The 2708-nt window shown below is 30.6% G+C and carries 6 protein-coding genes; all 6 read right to left on the bottom strand.

The window, feature by feature from the left end; all coding sequences use genetic code 11:
- On the bottom strand, positions 1-270 hold a 270-nt coding region (locus tag ACKI42_RS07690; protein ID WP_407404118.1), incomplete at its 3' end, for a hypothetical protein.
- A gap of 32 nt (positions 271-302) precedes the next feature.
- Positions 303-758, bottom strand: a complete 456-nt coding sequence (locus ACKI42_RS07685; protein WP_407404116.1) for a DUF6714 family protein — start codon at positions 756-758, stop codon at positions 303-305.
- Between the two features lie 17 nt (positions 759-775).
- Positions 776-1735, bottom strand: coding sequence for a DUF6985 domain-containing protein (locus ACKI42_RS07680; RefSeq protein WP_407404114.1), 960 nt, complete (start codon positions 1733-1735; stop codon positions 776-778).
- 78 nt (positions 1736-1813) lie between these two features.
- Positions 1814-2098: a hypothetical protein gene (locus tag ACKI42_RS07675; RefSeq protein ID WP_407404112.1), complete on the bottom strand. Its 285-nt coding sequence runs from the start codon at positions 2096-2098 to the stop codon at positions 1814-1816.
- Between the two features lie 20 nt (positions 2099-2118).
- Positions 2119-2424, bottom strand: coding sequence for a hypothetical protein (locus ACKI42_RS07670; protein ID WP_407404110.1), 306 nt, complete (start codon positions 2422-2424; stop codon positions 2119-2121).
- Between the two features lie 3 nt (positions 2425-2427).
- On the bottom strand, positions 2428-2708 hold a 281-nt coding region (locus tag ACKI42_RS07665; RefSeq protein WP_407404108.1), incomplete at its 5' end, for a hypothetical protein.

The raw sequence follows: 2708 nt of genomic DNA, 5'->3' as shown, positions 1-2708 counted from the left end.
ATTTCTATATTGATTGGGTAAAGAATTTACTGCTTTATCAACGTTTTCATAAGGTGCGTCCTGTATGGTTTCCCATTCCTGATCGCAACTAAAATGATAAACACTATTGCTCTTTTCGTATTGACAAATAGCCAATCCATAAATTTCCTCAAATTCTGTTCCGTCTTCTCTATAAATTCTATAAAAAGGTTTTTGTCCAGACCAGGCCCATTTAATCACCTTTGCTCCATCAATATAGTCTGGCGGTTCAATAAGTTTATTATTATTCATCACTGTTGCATTTTATTTCAAATTTTCTTCGCTTAATCTTTCCACCTTTCAATTAAATAGTCAAATGCTAATAAATCATATTCATCCCAATCATTTTTAGGTGATTTTTGTTTTTGATAATTAAGAAAATTTTGAATTGTGTTTTTTTGTTTATCATTAAAAAGATGTTGTTGCTTTCTTTGGCAAATACCCTCTAAAATATATTGCCAATCCGGGATTTGGTCTTCATTTTCCTCTTCGAGCATTAATGCTAATTGTAAAACTTTGGGTAAAATGAATGTAGTTCCTTTTGCATCCCAAAAAGCAAATGTCATTTCGAATTGATTGGTATAATCGAAGGTTATGTTGTTCCAATCTACTCTTTCGTCTTTACATTTCAGTAATTCATATTCGTTTCCTACTAAATAGTTGTCTATCGCTTCAGCTTCCCAAATACCTATACCATCTTCTAAAGCGACATCTCTAAAACTATTTTGGATATCATTCATTAATTCATTTTTATCCATTAATTATTGCCCTTATAGTTTTCCAAATCATTTTCTGCGGTATAGGTATCAAAAGCCAAAACCGCATCTCCTATTTCTACTACACGATCTTTATAAGTAATAAAGCCAAGATCGTGCTCAGAATCCCATGAACATCCAAAGCTAAATCCAAAATAAGGGAAATCATTTTTGTAAACATTCATTACATAGCATTGTGATTGTGTTAGTAAGTTACAAAACCCCTCTATGCTAGTAATATTTGGCATGAAAAAAGGCTTGTCTTCTTCATTGTATTCATATTGATCTTGCAATTCCGGGTATTTCTCGAGCAAGGCAGTTAACATGCTTTTCAGCATCATTTCCTGATTTTCTAAAAAATAATTCAATGCCGCTCGCTGTAATTCATTTACGGGTTCGTACAGAATTTCTTCATCATCATCAATAAAATTAAACTCCAATTGATCCTCATCTTCTTTAAAAAACTTCTGCCAATAGGGTAGAGCCATTTGGAAATAAGTCTCTTCATTTTTTTTAATTATTTCTGGAAGAATTCTAGGTTCATCTAGATATTGGTTGAAAAACTGGGAATAGCTGGAATTGGTTTTAAAAATATGATCTGGATTTTCATTATAAGAAAGTTGAAAATACTGTAATGCTTTTTCTTCATTACCAGCATCAAAAAATTTAGTTCCTTTATACCAATTTCTAAAATAATTAGGATGTTGAGCAGATTTATAATGCAAATCATCCATTTCCATCCAGCGCGCTAAGTTTTTAGAATCTTTTAATTGCACATATTCATTTATCATTCTACCTATGATAATACTGCTGAAGTACAAATTGTATTTTTCATCATCTGCCATTGCCCAATGCGTTTCTATAAAATTTAATAACTCTTCCTGTGAAGGGTTAAAAGTTTTTGGAGATGATTTTGATAAATAAGTGTCTATTTTATCAATGATTTCTTCTGCGTTGCTCATAATGTGTTTTATTTAAAATGACGACTTCAATTTCTTTTTAGAAACTTATTTCTTTTTGTTATTAATGTGTGTTTTACCTTATTTTTTTAATATTAAGTATGAATCATTATCAATAAAATAAATAAAAGCTTCCAATAATTCCTCTGTTGTTACCTTTTCTTTTTGTTCTTTCGCATGATAAATAACATCTTCAATCATTACAGAATCTAAAGTTTCTACCCAACCATTGGCTAATAGTTGTTCTGTTTTTTCTTCTTCTTCACCAAATTCATCATCTACAAATATTCCTATGGTTTCAAGATTCCAATCTTTACTTGAGTTGGTTAAGTAAAAACCACCCTTCGGGATTGTTTTCAGTGTCAACTAAAACATCGTAAATTTTTCTATTTATTTGCATCATTATTATGATCAGATTCGTGGTAAATTCCTTTATGATTGATTCTGCAATTCCATTTAGCTATTGTTCCCCAACCTTCGTTAATCGTATTTCGTTCTACTATACCTTCTGCAAGAAGGTTATCTATTTTGTTTGCTTCATCTACGTCATCCATATAAATTTTGATAAACATATTTTCGGATAGATGTACAAGATTTCCAGCTGAGTCTAGTTCTGTATCATTTTTCGATAGTAATACTAAATCTTCTTCTACCATTTCATTGAAATCGACATATATGCGAGGTTCTTTCATAAGCTATACTATAAATGTCGTATTTTCTACTTTGAAATATAGATATTTTGCAATGTCATCGGGTTTTTCCTTACCAGATTCATCTTCTTGATCTACAAAATCAAGACTAAACTTAAACTCTATTTTTTCATCATTATTCAATGTTATTTTTAAAGAATGTTGACTCAATTGAAAATCGATGATCGTGCTACCAATTATCTTGCCTTCATTGAATTGAATGTATTTCTTAGAATTCCAAAGCGTGTAGACCAAATACTCTTCATCCTCCAACAATAGCCCAAAAT

The sequence above is a fragment of the Chryseobacterium sp. genome, assembly GCF_045629545.1.
GTDB lineage: Bacteria > Bacteroidota > Bacteroidia > Flavobacteriales > Weeksellaceae > Chryseobacterium.
This window is presented reverse-complemented; position numbering and strand designations above follow the sequence as displayed.